Origin of the sequence: Moorena sp. SIO3A2 (assembly GCF_010672265.1) — a bacterium.
In the GTDB taxonomy this organism is placed as follows: Bacteria; Cyanobacteriota; Cyanobacteriia; order Cyanobacteriales; family Coleofasciculaceae; genus Moorena; species Moorena producens.
Genome location: NZ_JAAHHC010000065.1, coordinates 1 through 21,889, shown reverse-complemented (window position 1 = coordinate 21,889; position 21,889 = coordinate 1). Strand labels below are relative to the sequence as shown.

Here is a 21,889-nt window from a genome sequence, read left to right as displayed (position 1 = left end):
ATCTTTTTAAGGCAGAAGGCAGAAATTTTGAAGGTCTTAAAAGCAATCAGCGCCAATAAAGTTTGACAAAATCTTACACTCACATGAGCGCTCACCCCAGATTGGGAGAACGATTCACCGCTAGTTCCCCTAAACAGACCCAAAAATAGTAAAGTCCCACTAGGCAAAAAGTTTAGTCAAAATTTCCACAGAAGGATCAACTTCCAGCCACACTGTAGCTCCACAATCCTTGGGACAATTGGGCTGATAAACCAACCGAGACGGTCCTTTGATTTCCACATAATGACCGTAGGTGTTGCGATTACCTTGTTTGACGGTTAGGACAGGCTCGTAGGTGTTGTTCTTTTTATTTTGCCTAATGACGTTCTGGTTGACATGAACGTAAGTGGCCACCTTTTGGAAACCTCTTCTCCAGGTTCCCTTTGGTCCACGGCGACCGGGACTGACCTTGGGCAAGCCATTAAATAAGGGAATTTGCCAAAATCTGCCGACTTTTTGAGCGCCCTTAATTCTGCCATTTTTCAGAAGTTGACGGACTCGTTGGACACAAATCCCTAGAAGAAAAGCTGCTTGGGTAGTTCCGACCACTGTCATTTTTTTTGCTCCTTTAATTAGCGCTATACTTAGTTTAACACATTATTTCTGGTTGTGGGAAATATTTACAAATTTTTACAAAGTGATGCCGGGAATTAAAATAGCGCTACTATTTTAGGTGTGGTAAGTACTATATGGGATGATTAGGGTTGAAGGTTATACTATAGCGCTATTTTAATTGTGGGATTCATGGCAATTTTACTATAGCGCTATTTTAATCAAGGGTTTACGGGGCATATAAAGTAATTTGATTTAATCCTTATTTTTAAAATAGCGCTATAGTTATGAAGATCACAAATTATCTAGCGCTATTTTTATTTAAACCAGTTTAATATAGCGTTATAGTTTTAGAGGATTTGGGGATCTGGGAAATTTAATTAGCGCTACCCTTTTAGAGGATTTAAGGATTATATAGGACGAGCAGATTAGATTTATTTATAGCGCTATAGTAAATCTAATTTAGTATAGCGCGAACCTTATTCAGGGCTTAAGGGATATATAAAGTAATTGGATTTAATCTTGCTTTTAAGATAGCGCTATAGTTAACCGGATTGTCATTATTGAGCACTAGTCTGATTTGAGTAGGATAAATCAAGTTTATTGGCTCAGTTGCCGATGGATGTTATTAATTGCTCAAGCAAAATTATCACCTTTTGTCTTAACTGATGACTCCGACACTGCTGCTACTATAGACAAGCTAACAATAGGAGCAGTGATAGCTCGAAGAATGCGACTTCCTAGAGAAACAGCGATAAATCCAGCAGCAGTAGCTTGTTCTAGCTCTTGAGTTGTCCAACCACCCTCAGGTCCCGTAGCAATGACAATGCCAGGATGTTGAGCAGGGTCTGTTTGGCCAGTATCGAATCCTAATCGTAAATCTAATAAGCAATTGAGTAGATGGGGAGCCTTTCCCCGAGCTACACAAATATAGCGATAGGCTTCTCGGGTTTCCGGCAATTGAAGACTATCGGAAAACTCGACAGGTTCAAGAATTTTAGGCACAACTTCCCGTTCTGATTGCTCTGCTGCTTCTTGGGTAATCCGTCGCCACCTCTGGAGCTTTTGAGGGCTAGGATTGAGTAAAGTGCGATCGCTTTTCAACGGCACAATCCGAGTAACTCCCAATTCCGTTGCCATCAGACAAATTTGCTCAAACCCACTCCCTTTAGGCATCGCAGCCATCAAGGTTACCTGTTTAGGCAATTCAGTTTGAATGTGCTCAGATGCGACAATTTTAGCTTGAGTCAAATCACCTTCTAGCTCGCTAACGTACCAGCCACCCTCTCCATCCATAGCAATAAAGCGATCGCCTTTTTTCAACCGCAACACTCTAATTAGATAATGCTGTTGGGCATCAGTTAAAACAATCCCTTGGTCTTGACACTGTGTAGGTGATATCACCAACCGTTGCATAGTGACATACTCCCGACGTTGCCCTAACGGGACAACGCAGGCTTCTTACCAACACCAGCCACTGCTTCGGTTACTCGGTAAGCTTTATTACTGACGGAATGCCCTACCGCCAAATTTAATATATTGATTGCCGCATTTACATCCCGATCCGCCACATAACCACAGTGAGGACAAGAATGAATGCGGTCTTTTATTTTTTTGGGAACTTTCTTTCCACAGTTAGAGCAGTTTTGGCTAGTGTTGCGGGGATTTACTGCTTTCGTGATTAGTCCAGCATTTAAGGCTTTGACTGACAAGATAGACAAAAATTGACCCCAACCAGCATCAAGGACTGACTTTGCCATTTTGGTTTTAGCCAGACCTTTAATATTAAGTTTTTCGTGAGCCACTAGATCATGACTATCTAGCAACTCTTTCGCGGTCTTGAAATGGAAATCTTTTCTGGTATCAGCAACCTTCTTATGGGCTTTTCCAAGTTTTGTTACAGCCTTTTTTCGGTTGTTGCTACCTTTTTTAGACCTGCTGACAGCTTTTTGGATTTTCTTTAGTCTCTTCTGAGCCTTTCGGTAGTACTGAGGAATGAGCACCTCGGAACCATCAGATTTTACCAAGAAAGACTTAAGACCCATATCTATACCAACGGGATTAGCAACATTATCTATCGGAATAACATCCGGAACGGTATCATCTTGAATTGACAGCGTAACATAATAGCCATCAGCCTTTCGGGTTATAGTAGCTGTCTTGACTTTGAATCCTTCAGGAATAGATCTGTGGTAGATCATCTTGACTTGCCCAAATTTTGGAAGAGTCAGAATACTGCCATTGATAGGATTCTTGGAGAGAGACGGAAAAGTAAAGGAGCGATATCTGTTCTTTCCTTTAAACCTTGGTCTTCCGCTCTTTTTTCCGTTGCTGTCACCCTTTAAGAATCTCGCTATAGCCAGGTCTACTCTTTTAACACAGTCTTGTAAGACATGAGCATGAATTTCTCCATACCAAGGTCTATCTTTCTTTAATTGAGGTAGAGTCCTCTTTTGAGAAAAATAGTCGGGATTGTTCCTTAGGCTTGGTAAATGACAAACAAGAGGACAGGAATTTATGGAGCAACGATTCTGTTCATACCAGTTAAACCTGTCTGCCAATAGATAGTTATATTGATAGCGCAGCATGTCTAACCACTTTTCTATTTTGGCAGTCTGTGACTTAGTTAGTCGCAGTCGGTACTGGTATGCTGATCTCATTATTGCTGCCTCCTGTTTTTCGACCTATTCTTATAGTAAGATATGTAATTACATGTGTCAATGCATAATGAAAGATAAAACACTGATGATTCGACTGACTAATTTCGAGAAAAAACAGCTGAAACAAGAAGCTGAACGCAGGGGAATGACCTGTTCTGAATTACTGAGGAGTTTAATAGCTCGTTTCCCTGTCCCCAAAGAGTCCTAGTTGGTGACTCCTTTTTACTACGTCACCGGGCTATCCTTCCCGACGCTGACCAAGCACGGGTACAGCGCGGGGCTGCCGCCCTAAAGCTCATTGCTTTTGCCACAGTTTTAGGGAAATTCGGATCAAATAACAATGACAGAGAACAGGCTTCGATATTCGCGCATTCGCGCATTCTCAATTCTCAATTCTGACAGACAACCTTTAACTGTCAGCTTCTCCACCAACTACCACATTCCGAATCCTTAAACTTGGTCCTGCACAACCTACAGCTAAGCCACTTTGTCCACCTTTACCACAGCCACCGGATTCATCCCAATAGAAATCATCACCAATAGCTTCAATATCAGCTAAGGTCTTGAACACATTACCAGAAAGGGTGACATCTCGCACAGGTTCAGCAATTTTACCATTGCGAATCATCCAAGCTTCTCCAGCGCTAAAGGTAAACATTTCACCATTAGTCATACCTCCTAGCCAATTTCGAGCATAGACTCCTACTGTAATATCATCGAATAACTCTGCTACTGGAGTAGCTCCGGGTCCTATCCAAGTATTAGTCATCCGAACAATCGGCGGATAGTGGTAATTGAGACAACGAGCATTACCAGTAGGGGTTTCCCCTAACTTACCAGCGGTTTCACGGGAGTGAAGACGTCCAACTAATACACCATCTTTAATCAACTGAGTGGTAGTGGCTGGAGTGCCTTCATCATCGTAGAAATAGCTACCCCGGTGTCCTTGGGGAGCAGCTCCATCAAAGATTTGTAATTCTTTTGGGCCAAAACGACGCCCTATACTCATCACTTCTAGTAAGTCAGGATTTTCATAAGCCATGTCGGCTTCAGATAGGTGTCCAAAGGCTTCGTGGACAAACAAACCAGTCAGGATGGGGTCGATAACTACTGTATAATTACCACCTGTAACTGGTGGTAACGATAGAGCATCTACAGCGCGTTGAGCTGCTCCATGGACTTGTTGATCAAGATTGGTTAGGTCGTCATAGCCTTGGCGAGAGCCAATGGTTTCTCTACCAGTATGGACAGTATCACCATTACGAGCAGTAGCAGCAAAACGCATTTCCAGATCTGCCCAAGACTGCTCTATCAAGGTACCTTCGGAAGTAGCAATGATGATGCGCTGGTTAACATCCCCATACCGGACAGAAGTAGTAGCAATGCTATTGTCATAACTTCTGAGAATTTGATTGTAGCGATCGCATAATGCTTTCTTCTGAGCCAAGGGAATTTGCCTCGGGTCTGTACCAGTCAGGGGTAACTGACAAACATCCTGTATTGGTTTAATGGGAGCAAGGGTGGTTTCTTGATTACCGACAATCCTAGCTGCTGCGATCGCATCTTCGACTCGTTCTTTAATAGCGCTAAGCTGGTTAAAACTAGAAAAACCCCATCCTCCATTATAACATGCTCTTACTTGTCCACCGATAGAAAGACCTTCACTAAGGGTTTCTATCTTGTCACCCCGTAATAAAATGTTAGTTCCTTCGGCTTCTTCTAAGCGAATGGCTAAGTAATCCACACGGGAGCCATATTGAGCAATTATCTCAGAGAGTAAGTTTTTGGTATCGGTTAAGAGAATGGGCATAGTAGAGGAAAGAGCAAATAACTATTCTATTGTGCAATGAGTAGGGTATCTAGTGCTATTGTAAGCATTCAGCCGTCAGCTTATGTGCTACACACACGCTACGCGAACAGCTTATGTTCTTTGTTTTACGTGAGATGATGTTAAAAATTACAATATTATAGCACAATTTACCCCTTATATTATTCAACATAAGCACTAAGGTAAGCCTCAATCCTAGTCACTTCAATAAGATTGACTACTGGTAACAATTAACCTTCTTATACAGAATTATCGACGTTATTATATATTTTATATATATCGATAATCATAACAATAATAAAAATTAAAACAATAACAATAATATTATTGCTTAACCCTTGATGTAGTCTCTATTATACTTACCGACTTTTCTGGCCACTATCCCAAAATTATTACTAGGTTTCAGCAAGAGATTGAGGGCGAGTGCTATTAATAATATGTGACATAATACCGAGCAGAGCCTCTAAATTACCAATAAAGTGTTCTTCTGATTCAATATAAACCGAATTTTTTACTAATTTTAGAAATTTCCAGAGGCTGCCAGTTGTGACTCCACCATAGATAAACGGAATAGGATTATTTTTGTGATCATTAAAAAGTTGAGCAGCAACCATTTCAGCAATACACTGAGGGATAGCGGATTTAAGGTTATCGTTTTTGGCTTCAACTAGAATAGCAATAGGAGCAGTAACCTCCAACTGTTCAGGAGAATGACTAATGAGAAAATCACACCTACCGTTTAGCCCTTTACTTTTATCAATAGTAAACTCTGTCCCAGAGAAAAGGCTGATTTGACGGTTAAATTGCTTGCGAATTTCCACTAAAATAGGAGCAACAATCAATTCAGAGCGCGCTTTTTCCGTATCGATTTCCAATCCTAGAGGTAGGTTTTCTTCTAAAATCTCTTTCAATAAAGGACTAGGAGTAACTGGTTCAACTGATTCAAATAAGTTAACTCGTTCTTGAATCGATAGGTTAAATTGATGTTTGAGTGTATCTAGAGTAAATTCACTGTAAGACATGGCTTTAGCTAGCTATATGTAGCTGTTATCAATCCTTTGAGGTACTATCATAAGAATTCAGTGGTCAGCTGTCAGCCGTGAGCTAAAAGCTCATCCTACGCGAACAGCTTAAAATAAATCTGGAACAGGAGAATTTAATCATTCGAGATTGAGAGTATTGAAACTATGGTAATTTGCCCATCTAAGCATAAGCTGAATAGTTACTCATAATCTACCTCAACAATCTCAGTATATTCAAACTGATTTGGACTACGCCTTACCAAATCATAACGATTTCCAGCTAGCTCAATAACATCTTCTTCACAATCAGACTTAGGAGAATTGTAAGTCAACACATACTCTTTACCAAGAAAAGGAAGTATCTCATCAGCCACTTCTCCTCGCCACTGAGTCTGAGTCACTAAAACTACTAATTGATTCGCCAGTCTAGGTAAGATATTAGCAATTCGCCGACGATAGATTTCATCCAAGCTTCCAAAGGGAGAATCCATTACAATAGGAAAAGTACTACTATCGGGTCCCATCAGAGAATGCTCTTGACTCCAATCCCTAACTCGGTCAATAATTCCGCCGATAAAGGATAAACTTAGAATCTGATTCTCTCCCGTAGACGCAGCAACTAGGTTTTCTTCCCCAAGAGTACTTTCTACTAAGGTTAACTCATACTTATCACTCAACTTAGGAATGTAAGGTGTAAAGGAAATTGAGATAAATATCTCCTGGACCCGCTTCTCCAAAGAAGTCCGAAACTGAGTTTCTAAACGTTCCCTAACTTCAATTAACCGTTCAATAGAATCTTGAGCAGCAGCAATCCGTCGCTGTATCAACGCCTGCTTACTTTCATTCATTTTGTGCTTAGCAATCTGCTTATCCTTTAAGTCAATGTCTGTATCCAACTGTTCAATTTGTTGTTGATTACCTCCTTGCTCTAGGGTTAGCTCCCGAATCCTAGTATCTATCTCATCCAATTGTTGTTGGAGATGACTGATATCCTCATCGGGAAAGTTACGTAACTTTTTCTTGATATCATCTAGTTGGGTCTCAATTCTAGAAAGCTCAGTTCTTCCCTGAGCAATAGTATCTTGTTGTTGGTCAACATCCTGCCAAAATTCTGGCACCTGTTGGTTAATTTCATCAACCTGGGAACCCATACGAATTGCCGTTTCTTCCACTTCAGCCATTCCGGCTTTATCCATCCAGGCTGCTACTTGCTGATGAGCATGAGTTCCCTCAGTTAATTCTACACCACAGATACAGCGCTTGTGTTTAAGTAAATCCCCAACAAATTGCCGCTTAATCCCAACAGGTAATTCCCCTCTTTCCGTTATTAAGTCTTTGACAATCTCTTTAAAAGTTGAGCTTACCTCTGAGAGCAGCACCGTATAGCCACGAGTTGATATAGCTCGTTTCAAGATATTTTGGCTTTGTTTTAGCTGTTCTCTAATTAACTTTTCTCTAGCTTCTAGTTCATCCCGCAGTTGTTGTAACTCCTGAGCGCCACCGAGTTCTAATAACCGTTGACCAATTATCTTCTTTAGCTCATCTTGCTCCTCTAACTCCTGCTTGATTTCCCTTTGACGCTTGATTAGACTCTGGCTCTTCTTTTCCGATTTTCGCTGTTGTTTAAGCAATTGCTTAGTTTCAGAGTCGCCAATTAAAGACAATTCATAGTCTAAGGTTTTTTTCGCTTCCCTTAAATGTTTAATGGAGCGATTTAAAACTTCTACCCCTAGCAAGGTCTTGGTTGCTTCCGCAACTTCTGACTTTTTATCGGAGCGTACCAGTTGCTCAATTCGTTCCCCATCAAAAAAGAAGTATTGGTGCAAACTAGCTGGTAAAATTTGACCAATGATATCCTCGGGTAGTTGTTGAGGTAATAACCAGCGTCCATCATCTCCAGCGATTTGGAGATACAATTCTGTGTTACCTTGATCGACTCCTAACTCAGTTTTGTAAGTACGACATAGACGTTTGACTTGGTAGCGTTTATTATTATGTTCAAATGCCACTTCTACCCAACAGTCTACTGGTTTATTGAACTGAGCTTCAGCAAGAGCTCGCTTATTCAGCAGTTGGTCTTCTGAAGCAAAAGCAGCACTAAACTTTTCATAGAGTACCCACGAAAAAGCATTCAGGATGGTAGTCTTACCTGCACCATTATTCCCATGAATAATCGTAGTGTTTCGCTCGCCACTGGCTAACACAATCACGGGAGTCTTACCATAAAACTGACGAAAATTAAATAGCTGAATAGATAGCAGCTTCATTGAACTTCTTCCTTGACAATTCTCAGGATATCATCATTAATATTACGGGGAGTTTTCATATAGAGTTTATCCTTTTCTGCCTGCAAGACTCGCTCTATAATTCGGCGCACTTCTAGGGGAGCAGTGATAATCGGCTCCTGGACATCATGGAGTTCATTCTTGCTAGGAGAATAAGTAGAAGATTTTTCAGCTACTCTTCTGGAAATGACTGATGTAGCACCACTGGTAGAGTATCTAAATGTCATAACCGTATTTTTTTAAAAAGCGACTAACCTGTCAGATCGTGTCCGGTTGTTTCGGTAGTGTTATTTGTTGTTTATTTTAGTAATCGGTAAGGGTAAATAGGGAATAGCTTGGTAGTAATCACACTTACCAATTCCCGATTACCAATTATCAATTACCCACGCTTTACACTATCGATGTTCCCGGACATGATACCATATCCAGCCTGACTAAATTTATTGTAAGACTTTATTGTTTATTTATACTATAACCCAAAAATTTTGCCAGCTCTTAATAAAGAGAGTCACCCAAAGCAGTACTCTATCTCTGTAGGTTTTTAGTTTTCGATTGAAACCTGCCCACAATCACAGACAATCAAAAATGAAAAACGCAATTACGGCTTTCGGATTTTCTCTATTATCTTTAATGTTGCCCTCTGAAGCTAGGGCATATGATTTAGATTTCACTAATCTTTATGTGTTTGGTGATAGCCTATCGGATACTGGCAATTTGTTCAATATCAGTAAGGCAAGCAATCAGCTAAATCCCACTCTTCCCATCATCCCCCAGAGTCCACCCTACTTTCAGGGACGTTCTAGCAATGGTCCGATCTGGGTAGATTATCTAGCAGATGCTCTGGACATAGACCTGAAGCGATCTACTGATTTGTCGTTGCTGTTACCGGATTCCCCGATACTGTCTCCAATCACTATCACTCCCGATGGCCCTCGGGTGAGTTTTTTCTTCAATGGTGCGACGACTACTCAAAGCGTAAACTTTGCTTTTGGTGGTGCTGGAACCGGATTGGCTGGGATTGGTCAGTTCGGGGAGGTTGTACCGGGATTACTCACCCAAGTCCCAGGGTTTACCAATGACCTAATCGTATCTGATCAGATGGCTGACCCCAACGCCCTCTATATTCTGTGGTCAGGTGCTAATGATTACCAGAGTGTGGAACCTCCTAATCCTACTGAGGTCGTCGGGAATATACAGACAGCACTGAACTCCCTGTATAACTTTGGTGCTCGCAATTTCCTAGTGCTTAACTTACCGGATTTGGGAAAGATACCTCAATCACTGAGGCTAGGTAGTGCATTATCGACTCGCCTCACGGATTTGATCGAGCAGCATAACTCTGTGTTGGACTCCACCCTTAAGGTTTTGAGCCAATCATTACCTGACATTAACCTGATATTCTTTGATGAATATGACCTATTTAATCAGGTTGTGACCAATCCTGGAGACTTTGGTTTCACGAATGTGACGGAAACGTGCTTAGATCAAGCAACGTTGATTGCCTGTGCTAATCCAGACGAGTTTTTATTCTGGGATAGCTTCCACCCAACGACAGCTGGCCATCAGATCCTAGCGGAATCCACCTTAGCAGCACTTAAGTCCCAAGACAAGCCTGAATCTAAGTCTGTACCAGAACCAGTGTCTTCTGCTTCCTTAGGAGTGATAGGGCTTGCCTGGTTGCTTCGGAAACAGTTGAATAAATCCTGCTAGATTTTACTATTAAGTGTAACACAGTGGCAGCTTTCCGAGCTGTCACCGTTGATACTAAATTGATACTAAATAAATTGATACTACTATTGGTAAATTCTATGGGTAAATTTCTGTTAATCTTATCTGCGATCGCTTGTCTATCTCAGACTGCTATAGCTCAGACAAAACCAAGGCGTTGGGTCAGAGTCATGTCAAATGCTCAGACAGGCAATATCCACTACTTTGATGTCGATTCTTTGGTCACCACCACTGATGAAATGGGCAATCCCATCCACTCCTTTGATAGTAGGATAGTATTTGGTAATCCTCTCGAACCAGGAGTGTATTCTGCCATTATCACGGTTCAAGTTAATTGCCCTGAGCGTTCCATACGTACATCGCGTTTTGAACAATACGATTCCCAGGGTAGTATAATCAGCCGGGAAGAATCGGAGAATGATTGGTACACAATACCCACACCCGATACTCCAACGGTTCATGTCATGAATGGTTTTCACACCTTAGCTTGTAAGTCTAAGACTAATGTTGTTAACCGTTGACTGTTAACTGTTAATTGTTGATTGTTAATTGTTGACAGTTAACTGTGGAGTCGGAACTCTGCACTTTCCGACTCAGGACTCAATTGATATCACTGATCAGAAGATTAACTAATTCTTGGGTGATAGGGAAACCAGTTTGTTGCTCAAAGTGTAAAAACATCGGACTGGGGTTAGCTTCAAGAAACACGTATTCACCATTTGGCTTTAAACGCCAGTCAATCGCCGTCCACTGGAGCCAAAACGCTCTAGTGATAGCTTTACACTGCTGTTGCACGGTCTTTGGCAGCCTGACCGGAATCAATTGAGCATCGATATCTTCTCGAAAGTCAAGAGACTTGGAGCGAATTTCTGCCGAGTACATCGAGTCCCCAATTACATAGGTGCGAATATTGGTGCCAGGGATATACTCCTGTATAGTAACAGGAGAAAGCCGCAGGGCTAAGTTTAGTCGTTCAGGTTGTAGATGTTGTTCTGTTAAAAACTGGACATGAGCATCACCATAGACTGGCTTAAAAATTACTTGCTCATAAGACTTCGTAAACTTAATGATAGCGTCTGGATCATTACTAATTAGAGTATGGGGAATCGTTACACCCATTTGTTGAGCTTTGCTCAATTGTAGAGGTTTTTCCTTATGAAATTCATAAGCTTGCCATGAGTTAACCCAGTGAATTGAGGTTCCTTGCATCAACGTTCTTAGGGTACTCATAGCATCATTAAAAGCAACTCTATGCTGTAATGGATTTTTGATTGGGGGAATTTGAACTCCAGAAAAATTACGCCAAAAGATGCTACGAATATCTCTCAGACGTAATTGATAGCCATCGGATAGGGTGAGAATTCCATCGTTAGTGTGTGGCTGCCAAGATAGGCGTAATTTAGTAGGAAACAGAGAGGTATCGAGATAGTTTGTCTTGCCTCCAGCCTTAGTCAGAGCATAGTTGATATGCGCAGCGTGAGTATCTTCAGGGTTGCCCAAAATTAAAATATTCATCTATTGCCAAACAAAACGAACTAGTATTTATACTGTTCTGCTGATTACCCAAGTTCTTTTTTTGTTTCGGTTTACTAGATAATAGTGTGGCTAATCAAGTCAATATCATACTTTGTTTGGTAATAAATTGGTATTTTAAAACACACTCTAAGCCAAATTAATTTTGGTATACTATAAGTTATATTTCCCTGATCACAGCTAAATTTTATAGTTAAATACATCCTGATATTACTCCGAAAATATAGTGCACTCTGTTGACAAATTGCCTAAATGCTGAAAAACGCTGCTAATCGGTCCAGGGAATTGTCACTAGATGGCTTACCCCTTGAGGGCGACATTTCTCACTATAGCAATCCTATAGGATTGCTATATGCCCTAATCTTTATAATTACTAAAAAATTGGCAAGTGTGCCAATCTTGAGATTCTTTTCACTGGTAATGGTTTAAGGTCAATACCTGAGAGATGTTGTTTGTGTTCGATAGCAGTTAGGTTGTTACTCAAGGCTTCAAGCAGGTCTCCCCCTTCTTATGACAAGGCGCTTTGTGCTTGCACCCCCTTCTTCCTCGATCGCGAAGGTGGTAATATTGCCATCTTCTCGGCGTTGCTGAATTAAGGAATGAATGCGCGATCATTTGGTTTGATTGAAGCCCCCTAAATCCCCCAATTCTGGGGGACTTTGATAGTTTTGTTCCCCCCAGAATTGGGGGGCTAGGGGGGCAAAACCATACGCATAATCAGCAACGCCATCTTCTCCAATTCCATCCGTAACAATACCTCCTTCTTTACATGAGCTTTGGCGAGTAGGGACATTTAAACTGTCGTGTTGAGCAGGTGGACTGGCAAGTTGAGTATTCATGACTGCTTTGAATTGCTGAAAGCGCTAGTTCAAAAAGATGGTCAGAGAAATAATCTCTGTATGTAACCATGACAAAATAACCTGGCTTTCGTAATCCAGATAATTACTGATCCTGTTAAATCTTTTACAATTCTATATCCGTTAATTCTCTACTTTAGCTCTTATTCATGGATAAATACTAACTAAGTAGTGGCCCACAAAACTAGGGGAAGAGAAAGGAAACTCACTAAGGTAGACAAAACCACTGTCCGTGCTACTACCGGAGCATCTCCCCCAAACTCAGTGACCAAGACTACCGTACTAATTGCTACAGGCATGGCACTTTGTAACACCAACACCTGTAAATTTAATCCCTCCAGTCCCAATGCTTGACCAACGGTATGGGCAATTAGGGGAGCTACCAACAAACGCAAGCTAGTCGCAAGCACCTCATACCGTCCTATTACCAAACGGGTGCGGGACAATTGTATCCCCAACACAATTAAATCGATAGGGATTGCTGCCATACCCAACTGGTGAATACCCTTATCTAGCCCTAAAGGCAGTTTTAAGCGCAATAAACGCCAGGTTAATCCTGCCAGCATTGCCCAGAGTAGCGGTAGTTTTAGGGTTAAGCGCACTCCAGAACTAATACTACCCCCTTTAAGTAAAGCGGGACAAATAGCAAACATCAACAAGGCAGCTGTGATCATGTAAACTATAGCGCGTTCTAAACCCGGTGTACCAAAGGCAAAGGAATTGAGAGGAAGCCCCAAGTTTCCAGCATTGGGAAAAATAGCAGCAACCATAAAGCTTTTTTGGACAACTGCTGGTAATTTCAACAGTTTGCCTAACCCCCAACTCAGTAGGTAAAGCAACACAGCGGTAATGATCAAGCCAGCAACTAAACCAGTGGTGCTTTCGGTAGACAGTGTTGTCCGATACAAGCTGTCTGCTATCAACGCTGGTACCAGAATATAAAGAGATAGCTGAGAAAGAGTTTGCTTGTCCAGAGATAACGTGCGACCAGCAATAAATCCAATCAGGATAATTAAACCGACCGAAACGACAGCAGGTAGAATAACAGTCATTAGATAAATACTGAGATGAACCCCATTAAAGCAAAAGTCTTTTTATTAACCGTTTAGTGTTGACCGTTGACTGTTGACCTTCAAGCAACCTTTAACATTCAACATTCAACCTTAAACCTTAAACCTTAAACCTATTTTTGCTAAACTGCTTCAGTCGCCGCCGCAGTTGTTTAATATTAGGTCTGTGACCTCCATAACGCCAACGGATATAAGCATGGGAAATCTGCTCAATGACCTCAGCGGATGCTTGAGGCTGGTCTTGACTTATACAGCTAGCGTACTCTAGGGGAGTTTGAGTCGGATGTTTGACATACCCTTTGGTTGCTAAAATCTTGATCATTTGCTGGTAAATCTGTTCCATTGGTGGCAATGTTGCCAACCAGAAACGATAGCGCCAGTTTTTCCACTGATGCCAACCTAGCCAGCTCAGAAAACCAAATGCGATCGCTAATATCAAGCCGCTCAACATACCTAACCAACCACTAGATACCATCTTCCACAATCCAACAAATATTCGGATAATGGTACCAATGGTGAAATGCCATAGGTTGCTCAGTAAACCAGTGATTGGTGAGGGGAGCCAACCTGCTACCCACTGCCAAAACTGCCGCAAGACACTAAAGGTTTGATATTGCTCGACGGAGGGGGGCAGCAATTCATGACCTGGGATGGGGTCAAAGGCAAACCAACCGTATTGAGGGAAATAAACCTCAGTCATGGCATAGGCATCAGTATTGCGGACGATGTAAAACCCGGTAAAGGGGTTAAATTCGCCAGTGCCAAATCCAGCCACTAATCGGGCTGGGATGCCTATGGAACGGAGCATAATCGTGAGGGTGGTGGAAAAGTGGTCGGGATAACCACCTTGATACTTGAAGAGAAAGGCTTCCACCAAATCTTGATTTTCTTCTAAAAAAGGGAATTGTGAGGGGTCTTGGGGGAGGCGATAACGCTGCTTAACCGCCTGGGCTAGATACAAGGCTTTTTCATAGGAAGAAGTAAGAGGTTTTTCTGAAGTGGCTAGGAGTTCTTCAGTACGTTGCCTGACCCTCACAGCAATTTGAGCAGGAATATCCAAATAGTAGTTTTGAATCGACTTGGGGTAGTTATCCCCAGCTTGCTGCAACTTAGTGCGATCGCGAAATGGAACTTCTGATATTACGGTATAGGTCAGTCCTTCTACTAAACCTAAAGGCGATCGCAAACTGCCTTCTGCTCCAATACCTATTTCCCGCGACGGAAAGAACAATTCGTTAGGATAGGCCAAAGCGGGAATCAGATTCGGCAATTCTGATACAGCTGTATAGGTTTGAATTACCTTTTTGGTTTGACCTGTGATCAAGGCAGGTAAGAGTTGGAAGCGATAGGACCAGCTTGGTCGAGTTATTTTCTGAACTTGATTATCCCGAGAAATTTCCCAACCCTGACCCGTGTAGTGGTCAAACGCTAGCACTCGCCAAAATCCCGGTGCTTGAGAACGCACCCGCATCACTACCTTAGGTTTGAGTTCTCCCCGCAGATTCTGGTTAATCTTGCTATTAAAGCCATAGTAAAATGTCTCATCCAACTCACCAGAACCCGTAGCGTTTTGAGAGTCACCACTACCATTTTCCCCTTGCTGTTTCCCTTCACTTACATAGCCAGGGTTAACAATTAACCTATTTTGTGAATCAAATCTCCGGTTTGCCATTTCCCCAGGAGCACTGACGGGATACATCTGGATTTGATAACCAGGGAAACGAGGCATCAGAGCAAAAATCGTTAACCCTAGCGCCATAATTACCCCGATGAATAAAATGAGACGCTTTAGGGGTATGGGTGAGGAGTGTGGATTAAACCAATATAATTTTTTACCTTTTTTACCTTTTTTTTCCGTAGATATACCCAAGCGTGACTGGTAATCCAGGACAAGAACCGGTAATGCGATCGCTAAAAATACTAACAACAGAGGGGCAAACGCCAGAGTCTGACTCACAGTACCAGCGACCCCCAACAGGATTAGCCCAATTACCATCGAATAGCCCAAATCCTTGCGGCGCGGCAAGTCAAAGCTATGGAGAATTTGCAGCTGAACTAACAACTGAGCTAGAGCTAAGCGGGTATCATTGAGCTGACTGAATACATTGCCCAAAAAGGCTCCCAATGCCAGCAACATCCCCAATGCCAGCAAGAATTTCAGAGCAATGTTACGTTGGCGACGACGATACCAACTCCAGGTTGCTCCCACAATACTTAAGGGTACTGCCCAAAGACTCCAGAAGGTAGATGCGGCGACATCAACAGCCACAATTCCTACTACTACCAGTGCCTGTACCAACACCCTTAACGAAATCGACTCCTCTGTAGGAGGCAATGGCTTCGCCTCAAGACGCTGCCAAAACTGACTCACCATGGTAGATGCGTGATAGGTTATATGTCAAGCTTGGAATGTTAAAGGTTGGAATGTTAAAGGTTGGAATGTTAAAGGTTGGAATGTTAAAGGTTGGAATGTTGTTGGAATGTTGAAGGTTGGAATGTTGAAGGTTGGAATGTTGAAGGTTGGAATGTTGAAGGTTGGAATGTTGAAGGTTGGAATGTTGAAGGTTATAACCTGCAACCTGTTCACCTATTCACCTGCAACCTGTTCACCTATTCACCTGCAACCTGTTCACCTATTCACCTGCAACCTGTTCACCTATTCACCTGCAACCTATTCACCTATTCACCTATTCACCTATTCACCTGCAACCTGTTAACCTGTTAAGCTGCAACCTGCAACCTGTTAACCTGCAACCTATTAACCTATTCACCTGTTAACCGGCAAGTATTCTGACTAATTTGTCGGGCAGATTGCAAAGGTCAAAGGTTTCTGTTCTCCATGATGGAAGCGAATCTCGATAGAACAAATCTGATTCGGTTGTAAATCATAGGATTCTACACTCAGGTAACCTGGATAGGTACGTTCTGCTTTTGCGGAGGCTTGAGGTGTACCTAGAGTTAAGCTACCACCTCTAGGCAAACGAGTGCTGACCCGTAGCTGAGACACACCATCTTCTTGATGATATTCGGCTCGCAGAGTCACTAAACCAGCACTAGTCTCCCACTGGCGCTCCACAGGAGTTTGATTTGGTGAAACTGGAATGGTCAGGGTGGTAAGAATTTCCTTAGCTGCTAACAGAGCTAAGACCATCTTTTGGTCATTGTTAGCTTCTTCGTAAGGTAGGGATGGCAGTAGTTGTTCTGTAGAACGGGCACTTCCCATCAAGATGGTGCCACTCCAGGAGTTAAGGGCATAGAATTCGTCAGGAAACAGCTTTTGAACTGCCCTAACCAGTTTAGCCCCTAGCTGATACTGGGAAGACACTGCCTCAGAGCAGGCTTCTAGCAATTGAGATAAAACGTTTTCTGGTATGGCAGTTGGTAAAGCCAAGTTAGACAACTGTGGCATCCAAAACCTAACTCCGGAAACCCAAGACTCTGCTATTGCGTCAACAATATCAGTTTCATAGTCTGACATTTCTGTCTCCCAAGGAAACAGAGGTGGGTTAAGTTCAATTTGAGCTTGTAGTTTGCGCTTCAATAGCGTCTGGAAACGATTTTGCACGGTTGACATCTCTCCCAAGTTGTAGCGGCGGATTTCACCGCCTAGTGTAAGGTCATCATGGGTGATCGATTCTAGTGAATCCACCCACATGCGGTCTAAAACCGCTTCGCCATTGTGATTAGGGACAATGTTCAAGTTTTCCAAGTCCAGTGATTCTGATAAATCCAGGGGATATACATCAAAGTCAAAATCCGCTGCTGTTGTCTCACCCAGAGGTACAGTATCGTTTACTTGACCGTTTGATGGTATTGAAGCAGCGGGACGGGACTCTTTTAGCCAAGCCATTAAGCGGCTATAGAAAGCGTCCATATTGTTATCTATGTCACTATTCATCTTTAGATCTACCGGATCCGGATACTGAACTATTACGAATATCCCAGGCAATTTCGAGCAACTTAAACCATCGCTTCTGTGCCTGGTTTAGTGTACAACCCAAGGTCTTAGAAATTTCTTCATTGGAGTAACCTTGTTGTTTGAGTTTAAGTAATTCTGACTGTTGGGAGCTCAGTTTTTGTTGAAATCGTTGCCATTCTTTTGGTGTTAGCCCCAGATTTCGATCCAAATCTGCTCCCAGCCACTGATGTACCAATTCCCAGCGGTGAGACAGAGCAAACCGAATCAGATGATACTTAAACCGTTGTTGTAAATAGTCCCGCTGTCTGGGATTGATGCCTAAAATCTCCTCAATTTCCCTGGTTGGCAGGTCTTTCAGCCGCAGAGTAAAGTAATTTGCACAATCATGTTGCTGGCGTTCTTCGAGATAGGCAAATAATTCTTTGATTACAGTTTCCCGCAGGCTGGAGTCTAGGGGTTCAGAGTCTGATAACACCATTGCTTCCCGCACCTGCTGGATCGCCGCATCATTCCAAGTCGCATCTGACTCCTGTGCTGCTCCTTCCGCTGCTGTATCCATATCCACAGAGGTTTCTGGAGGTTGCTGTTGGGAAAAGGTTTGAGCACGTAGAATGACCAACTGTTGGGAACGGCGACCGGGTAAAGGAATACGTCGTTTACCATAGCGCTCTGTAAACGCCATATATTCTGATAGTTCCAGGAGACTGCGGGGACGATAGGTTTCCTCCAGGGAGGTTTCCCGCCGAAAGGCATTTAAGGCTTCGGCATAGAATCCCTGTAAGAAATCTTCAATCATATTCAGCCGCGCCTGGTAACTGGTCGGCGTTTGATGGGGTGTAATGTAGCGGTAGATAATCGCACTAAGAGTACTCTGTAGTTCTACCCTTCCTTGGAGCGACCCCAGTTTGTAGTAATGACAAACTTGCTTGAGACGATGGTTAGCGAGGTTTTGAGCCCAGCTGTCCACATCCCCAGAGTTTTGAATCCGATTACTTTCATTGCAAATACGATTAACTTCATCAGCGATACGTCTTGCTACGTCCTGGCAGTTTTGCTTAGAAGCACGAGTGGACTGCCGGAGTTCGTTATACAGCAGTTCAAATAGTCCTTCCACGCCCAGGCAGACTTCCCTCATCATGATTTTCATTCAATAACGACCCTAACATACACGTACTCTCGACAAATTTGATTTAGGTTTAGACTATGTGCAGCCAAATTCCTCACCCTATAGCTCCTATGGAATTAGACGAACAAATTAACAATTTGATTGATAATGCCCCACAAGATGGAACGACGCCTCAATCGATTGAAGCGATCGCTCCAGTACTCAAACTTCTGGCGGAACAACTAAACCATCTGGAATATTACATTCTCCAAAATCTTGACCAAGGTTGGGTGTTGACTACACTGAGTAATCGTGCTAACCCTGACCTGGAGAAAAATGTTATTTATGCTTTTCCGACTGTTCAAGATGCTGCCAATTTTCATTCTGATTGGGATCCTCAACTTATGGCGTGCGGGGTGCCAGTCACTCACATTTTGTTTCAGATGTTGGCAATCGACACCGTCACTAGTACTGTTTTCTTTGATACACCTGGTAATTTAGCGGTTGGTTCAGAGGTCTCTCGAGAGGACCTACGAAATTTAATACAAGCTCAACTACAGCAAATCCGGTCAGCACCCAAGTCAGATTCTAACAATCAACCTCCTGACATTGCTTAAGTATGGCTTCACCAAAGCAGGGGATGACTGGATGAGGGGATGACTGGATGAGGGGATGACTGGATGAGGGGATAAGACACGGAAGACTATTGAATCACGCATTATTACCATCACCCCTGATCACTTCATTACTGATCCGGTCTCATCTAGGCACTTTTGATGCATGATCATGCATCAATATAGTTCTTTCGTGCCATCACGACCTCTGGCCATCTCCCCATCGGTGAATTTACTATCTGTAAACGCAACTTGGTATTAATTTGCCACTTGCTATAATAGTGCGGCTAAAATTGCGGTTAAGCCCCCAATATGCCTAGCAATAAAACTATGGTAGCTTCTTTTACTGGCTTCCCTGATACGGAAAATCACTGGGCAAAGCCATTTATTGAAGGTTTAGCCAATCAGGGAATGATTAGCGGTTTCCCTGATGGCAGATTCCGACCTAATCTACCCATGAATCGATCTCAGTTTGCTGCCATATTAAAAAACGCTTTTTCCCAACCCGAAAAACAACGATCTGCTCCGAAGTTTATTGATGTATCACAGAAACACTGGGCTTTGGAGGCGATTCAATATGCTTACGAAACTGGCTTTATGTCGGGTTATCCTGGTAATCGCTTCCGCCCAGACACTAATCTGGTTCGAGTGGAAGCCTTGGTAGCGATCGCAGCTGGCTTGAACCTTCCCTTGAGTGAGATATCGGATGTACAGATAGAGCTACCCCAACTCTATCAAGATGTGGATAAAATTCCTGGTTATGCCCGAGACAGGATAGCCACCGCTACGGATGCTAACATAATTGTCAATTATCCCAATCCCAAGCGACTGCGACCCACTCAAGTGGCAACTCGTGCTGATGTGGCAGGGTTTATCTATCAAGCTTTGGCGTATTTGGGTCAGGTGCCAGACCTAAACTCAAAATACACGGTTGCTTTCCAAACCACTAGGGAGGTTAGCCATCAGCGAGAGTTTCGGGGAGTTTGGGTTGCCAGTGTCTGGAACATTGACTGGCCCTCTGAAAAGGGTCTAGCTGTAGAAAAACAGCAAGAGGAACTGATCGAGATTATTGACCGGATTGAGGAACTTAACCTCAATGCTATGTTTTTCCAGGTACGACCGACGGGAGATGCGTTATATGCCTCAGAATTAGAACCTTGGAGTGAATGGCTAACAGGTACCCAAGGGCAAGCACCAGAACCGTTTTACGACCCGCTGGAGTTTGCGATCGCAGAATGTCACAAACGCAATATTGAACTACACGCCTGGTTTAACCCGTTCCGCGCTGCAACAGGATCACAAGTTTCCGCAAAAGTCAAGCCTCACATCAGCGTTACCCATTCAAACTATGTGTATCAACACGGTAAACAATTGTGGATGGATCCAGGAGTAAAAACAGTTCAGGACTGGACTTATAACGTGATTCTGGATGTAGTGGGTCGTTATGATGTCGATGGGATTCATCTGGATGACTATTTCTATCCTTATCCTATCAAAGATCAAGATTTTCCTGATCAAAAAACCTATGAAGCTGATCAGGAAGCTGGGGGTGAACTGAGTTTGGGGGATTGGCGCAGGGACAATGTGAATAAGATGGTTGAGCGTCTCTACACTGGCATTAAAGCTACTAAGCCAAAAGTTAAATTTGGGATTAGTCCCTTTGGAATTTATCGTCCTGGACAACCTCCTCAAATTAAGGGATTAGATCAATATGAAGCTATCTATGCTGACCCGAAAAAATGGTTAGAAGAAGGCTGGGTCGATTATATTGCTCCTCAACTTTACTGGCGCATTGAGCCTCCTGCCCAAAGTTATCCGGTTTTACTGCAATGGTGGACAGAAAATAATCCTAAAAATCGACACATTTATTCTGGGAATAGACTCAGTAAGTTAGATGGACAAGAGTGGCCGATTTCTGAGTATGAAGAACAAGTTGAAATTAGCCGCGATCTAGTGTCTCAACTCTCCCTAGGGAATATTTTCTATAGCATGAAAGTATTCACAGAAAATCGTTTAGAGGTGGTTGATCAGTTGAAAAGCTCTATTTATTCTGAACCTGCTGTTGTTCCTACTATGGAGTGGTTAAAGACTGAGCCACCTAAGACACCAGGTAATGTCAGAGCAAGAGATGGTAAGCTAAGTTGGCAGAAAGTTTGTGATGGAGAGATTTGTTATTGGACTCTTTATCGACAACAAGATGGGGTTTGGAGGTTGTACAAAATTCTGAATTCAGCCACGCTAGAGATAGCGCTAGAGTCGGGAATCTATGCCTTGTCAGCAGTGGATAGGATTGGGAACGAAAGTTTAGGAGTTGTGGTATCGTTGGGTTAAAGGTTGTTCGCCCTTGGCATCCCTATTAGGGTAGGTTCAATGGTTAAGGCAGATGTTGGCTAAACTCATCTAAAGAATTAGCTGTTAATGCCGTTGTCATTAAGGTGTCCAGTTGTTGGATATTTAAGCCTTGTAAGCTGTTGCGCATTTAAACTGTGATAACAGCATTGCCTTTGTTTTTTATTTTTCGTACCCATTTTATAATTAACCCTCCTTCATTTAAAAGATGATTTAACAAACATTCTAATTCTTCAATTGATTTGAAAACTCGATTGGCAATATATTCTTTTGCTGAATGCCAAACCAATTCAATTAAGTTATAATCAGGACTATACTCGGGAAGATA

General features: G+C 42.6%; 21 protein-coding genes. 5 read left to right on the top strand and 16 right to left on the bottom strand.

The window, feature by feature from the left end:
* Window positions 1-159: 159 nt before the first annotated feature.
* The 3 genes from F6K64_RS34260 to F6K64_RS34250 form a co-directional block, all read right to left on the bottom strand.
* Window positions 160-594, bottom strand: coding sequence for a helix-turn-helix domain-containing protein (locus tag F6K64_RS34260; RefSeq protein ID WP_287267746.1), 435 nt, complete (start codon window positions 592-594; stop codon window positions 160-162).
* A 633-nt stretch (window positions 595-1,227) separates the two neighbouring features.
* Complete coding sequence (locus F6K64_RS34255) at window positions 1,228-2,007, bottom strand: 16S rRNA (uracil(1498)-N(3))-methyltransferase (protein ID WP_287267744.1); 780 nt, start codon at window positions 2,005-2,007, stop codon at window positions 1,228-1,230.
* A 23-nt stretch (window positions 2,008-2,030) separates the two neighbouring features.
* Entirely contained in the window at window positions 2,031-3,251 is a 1,221-nt protein-coding gene (locus F6K64_RS34250; RefSeq protein ID WP_287267742.1) for an RNA-guided endonuclease InsQ/TnpB family protein, read from the bottom strand.
* Here F6K64_RS34250 and F6K64_RS39250 point away from each other — a divergent pair.
* Window positions 3,178-3,459, top strand: a complete 282-nt coding sequence (locus F6K64_RS39250; RefSeq protein ID WP_502708097.1) for a ribbon-helix-helix domain-containing protein — start codon at window positions 3,178-3,180, stop codon at window positions 3,457-3,459. The two genes, F6K64_RS34250 and F6K64_RS39250, sit on opposite strands and share 74 nt — an antisense overlap.
* Window positions 3,460-3,481: 22 nt before the next feature.
* On the opposite strand, the gene F6K64_RS34245 is transcribed toward F6K64_RS39250, so the two are convergent.
* The 5 genes from F6K64_RS34245 to F6K64_RS34225 all read right to left on the bottom strand — a co-directional run bounded on the left by F6K64_RS34245 (window position 3,482) and on the right by F6K64_RS34225 (window position 8,613).
* Entirely contained in the window at window positions 3,482-3,631 is a 150-nt protein-coding gene (locus F6K64_RS34245; protein ID WP_287267741.1) for a hypothetical protein, read from the bottom strand.
* 29 nt (window positions 3,632-3,660) lie between these two features.
* Window positions 3,661-5,061: a TldD/PmbA family protein gene (locus F6K64_RS34240; protein WP_287267739.1), complete on the bottom strand. Its 1,401-nt coding sequence runs from the start codon at window positions 5,059-5,061 to the stop codon at window positions 3,661-3,663.
* A gap of 413 nt (window positions 5,062-5,474) precedes the next feature.
* Window positions 5,475-6,101 carry a hypothetical protein gene (locus F6K64_RS34235; RefSeq protein ID WP_287267737.1) on the bottom strand — a complete coding sequence of 209 codons (627 nt, stop codon included), beginning with the start codon at window positions 6,099-6,101 and terminating at the stop codon, window positions 5,475-5,477.
* Between the two features lie 200 nt (window positions 6,102-6,301).
* Entirely contained in the window at window positions 6,302-8,368 is a 2,067-nt protein-coding gene (locus tag F6K64_RS34230; RefSeq protein WP_287267736.1) for an AAA family ATPase, read from the bottom strand.
* Window positions 8,365-8,613, bottom strand: coding sequence for a hypothetical protein (locus tag F6K64_RS34225; protein ID WP_008191425.1), 249 nt, complete (start codon window positions 8,611-8,613; stop codon window positions 8,365-8,367). The genes F6K64_RS34230 and F6K64_RS34225 overlap by 4 nt, the downstream gene beginning before the upstream one ends.
* A gap of 358 nt (window positions 8,614-8,971) precedes the next feature.
* On the opposite strand from F6K64_RS34225, the gene F6K64_RS34220 reads away from it, so the two are divergent.
* Window positions 8,972-10,096, top strand: coding sequence for an SGNH/GDSL hydrolase family protein (locus F6K64_RS34220; RefSeq protein ID WP_044495733.1), 1,125 nt, complete (start codon window positions 8,972-8,974; stop codon window positions 10,094-10,096).
* A gap of 98 nt (window positions 10,097-10,194) precedes the next feature.
* Window positions 10,195-10,635, top strand: coding sequence for a surface-adhesin E family protein (locus F6K64_RS34215; protein ID WP_131826842.1), 441 nt, complete (start codon window positions 10,195-10,197; stop codon window positions 10,633-10,635).
* A 79-nt stretch (window positions 10,636-10,714) separates the two neighbouring features.
* On the opposite strand, the gene F6K64_RS34210 is transcribed toward F6K64_RS34215, so the two are convergent.
* The 7 genes from F6K64_RS34210 to hetZ form a co-directional block, all read right to left on the bottom strand.
* Window positions 10,715-11,629, bottom strand: coding sequence for an MvdC/MvdD family ATP grasp protein (locus tag F6K64_RS34210; protein ID WP_008191421.1), 915 nt, complete (start codon window positions 11,627-11,629; stop codon window positions 10,715-10,717).
* Window positions 11,630-12,258: 629 nt separating this feature from the next.
* On the bottom strand, window positions 12,259-12,486 hold the full coding sequence (locus F6K64_RS34205) for a hypothetical protein (RefSeq protein WP_287267734.1): 228 nt from the start codon (window positions 12,484-12,486) through the stop codon (window positions 12,259-12,261).
* A gap of 182 nt (window positions 12,487-12,668) precedes the next feature.
* Complete coding sequence (locus tag F6K64_RS34200) at window positions 12,669-13,556, bottom strand: AEC family transporter (RefSeq protein WP_287267733.1); 888 nt, start codon at window positions 13,554-13,556, stop codon at window positions 12,669-12,671.
* Between the two features lie 118 nt (window positions 13,557-13,674).
* Window positions 13,675-15,948: a transglutaminase TgpA family protein gene (locus F6K64_RS34195; RefSeq protein WP_287267732.1), complete on the bottom strand. Its 2,274-nt coding sequence runs from the start codon at window positions 15,946-15,948 to the stop codon at window positions 13,675-13,677.
* On the bottom strand, window positions 15,920-16,165 hold the full coding sequence (locus F6K64_RS38605; RefSeq protein ID WP_353815465.1) for a pentapeptide repeat-containing protein: 246 nt from the start codon (window positions 16,163-16,165) through the stop codon (window positions 15,920-15,922). Before F6K64_RS38605 ends, F6K64_RS34195 begins: the two co-directional genes overlap by 29 nt.
* Window positions 16,166-16,368: 203 nt before the next feature.
* Complete coding sequence (locus F6K64_RS34190; protein WP_008191411.1) at window positions 16,369-17,472, bottom strand: hypothetical protein; 1,104 nt, start codon at window positions 17,470-17,472, stop codon at window positions 16,369-16,371.
* Window positions 17,465-18,628: a heterocyst differentiation protein HetZ gene (gene hetZ, locus F6K64_RS34185; RefSeq protein WP_044495770.1), complete on the bottom strand. Its 1,164-nt coding sequence runs from the start codon at window positions 18,626-18,628 to the stop codon at window positions 17,465-17,467. Before hetZ ends, F6K64_RS34190 begins: the two co-directional genes overlap by 8 nt.
* A 101-nt stretch (window positions 18,629-18,729) precedes the next feature.
* Between hetZ and F6K64_RS34180 the strand changes: the two genes are divergently transcribed.
* Together F6K64_RS34180 and F6K64_RS34175 are read left to right on the top strand one after the other, a co-directional pair.
* Window positions 18,730-19,215, top strand: coding sequence for a hypothetical protein (locus F6K64_RS34180; RefSeq protein ID WP_044495767.1), 486 nt, complete (start codon window positions 18,730-18,732; stop codon window positions 19,213-19,215).
* 327 nt (window positions 19,216-19,542) lie between these two features.
* On the top strand, window positions 19,543-21,543 hold the full coding sequence (locus tag F6K64_RS34175) for a glycoside hydrolase family 10-like protein (protein ID WP_287250148.1): 2,001 nt from the start codon (window positions 19,543-19,545) through the stop codon (window positions 21,541-21,543).
* Between the two features lie 148 nt (window positions 21,544-21,691).
* Here the strand turns inward: F6K64_RS34175 and F6K64_RS34170 are convergent.
* A partial coding sequence (locus tag F6K64_RS34170) for a transposase (RefSeq protein ID WP_287265468.1) occupies window positions 21,692-21,889 on the bottom strand: 198 nt, incomplete at its 5' end.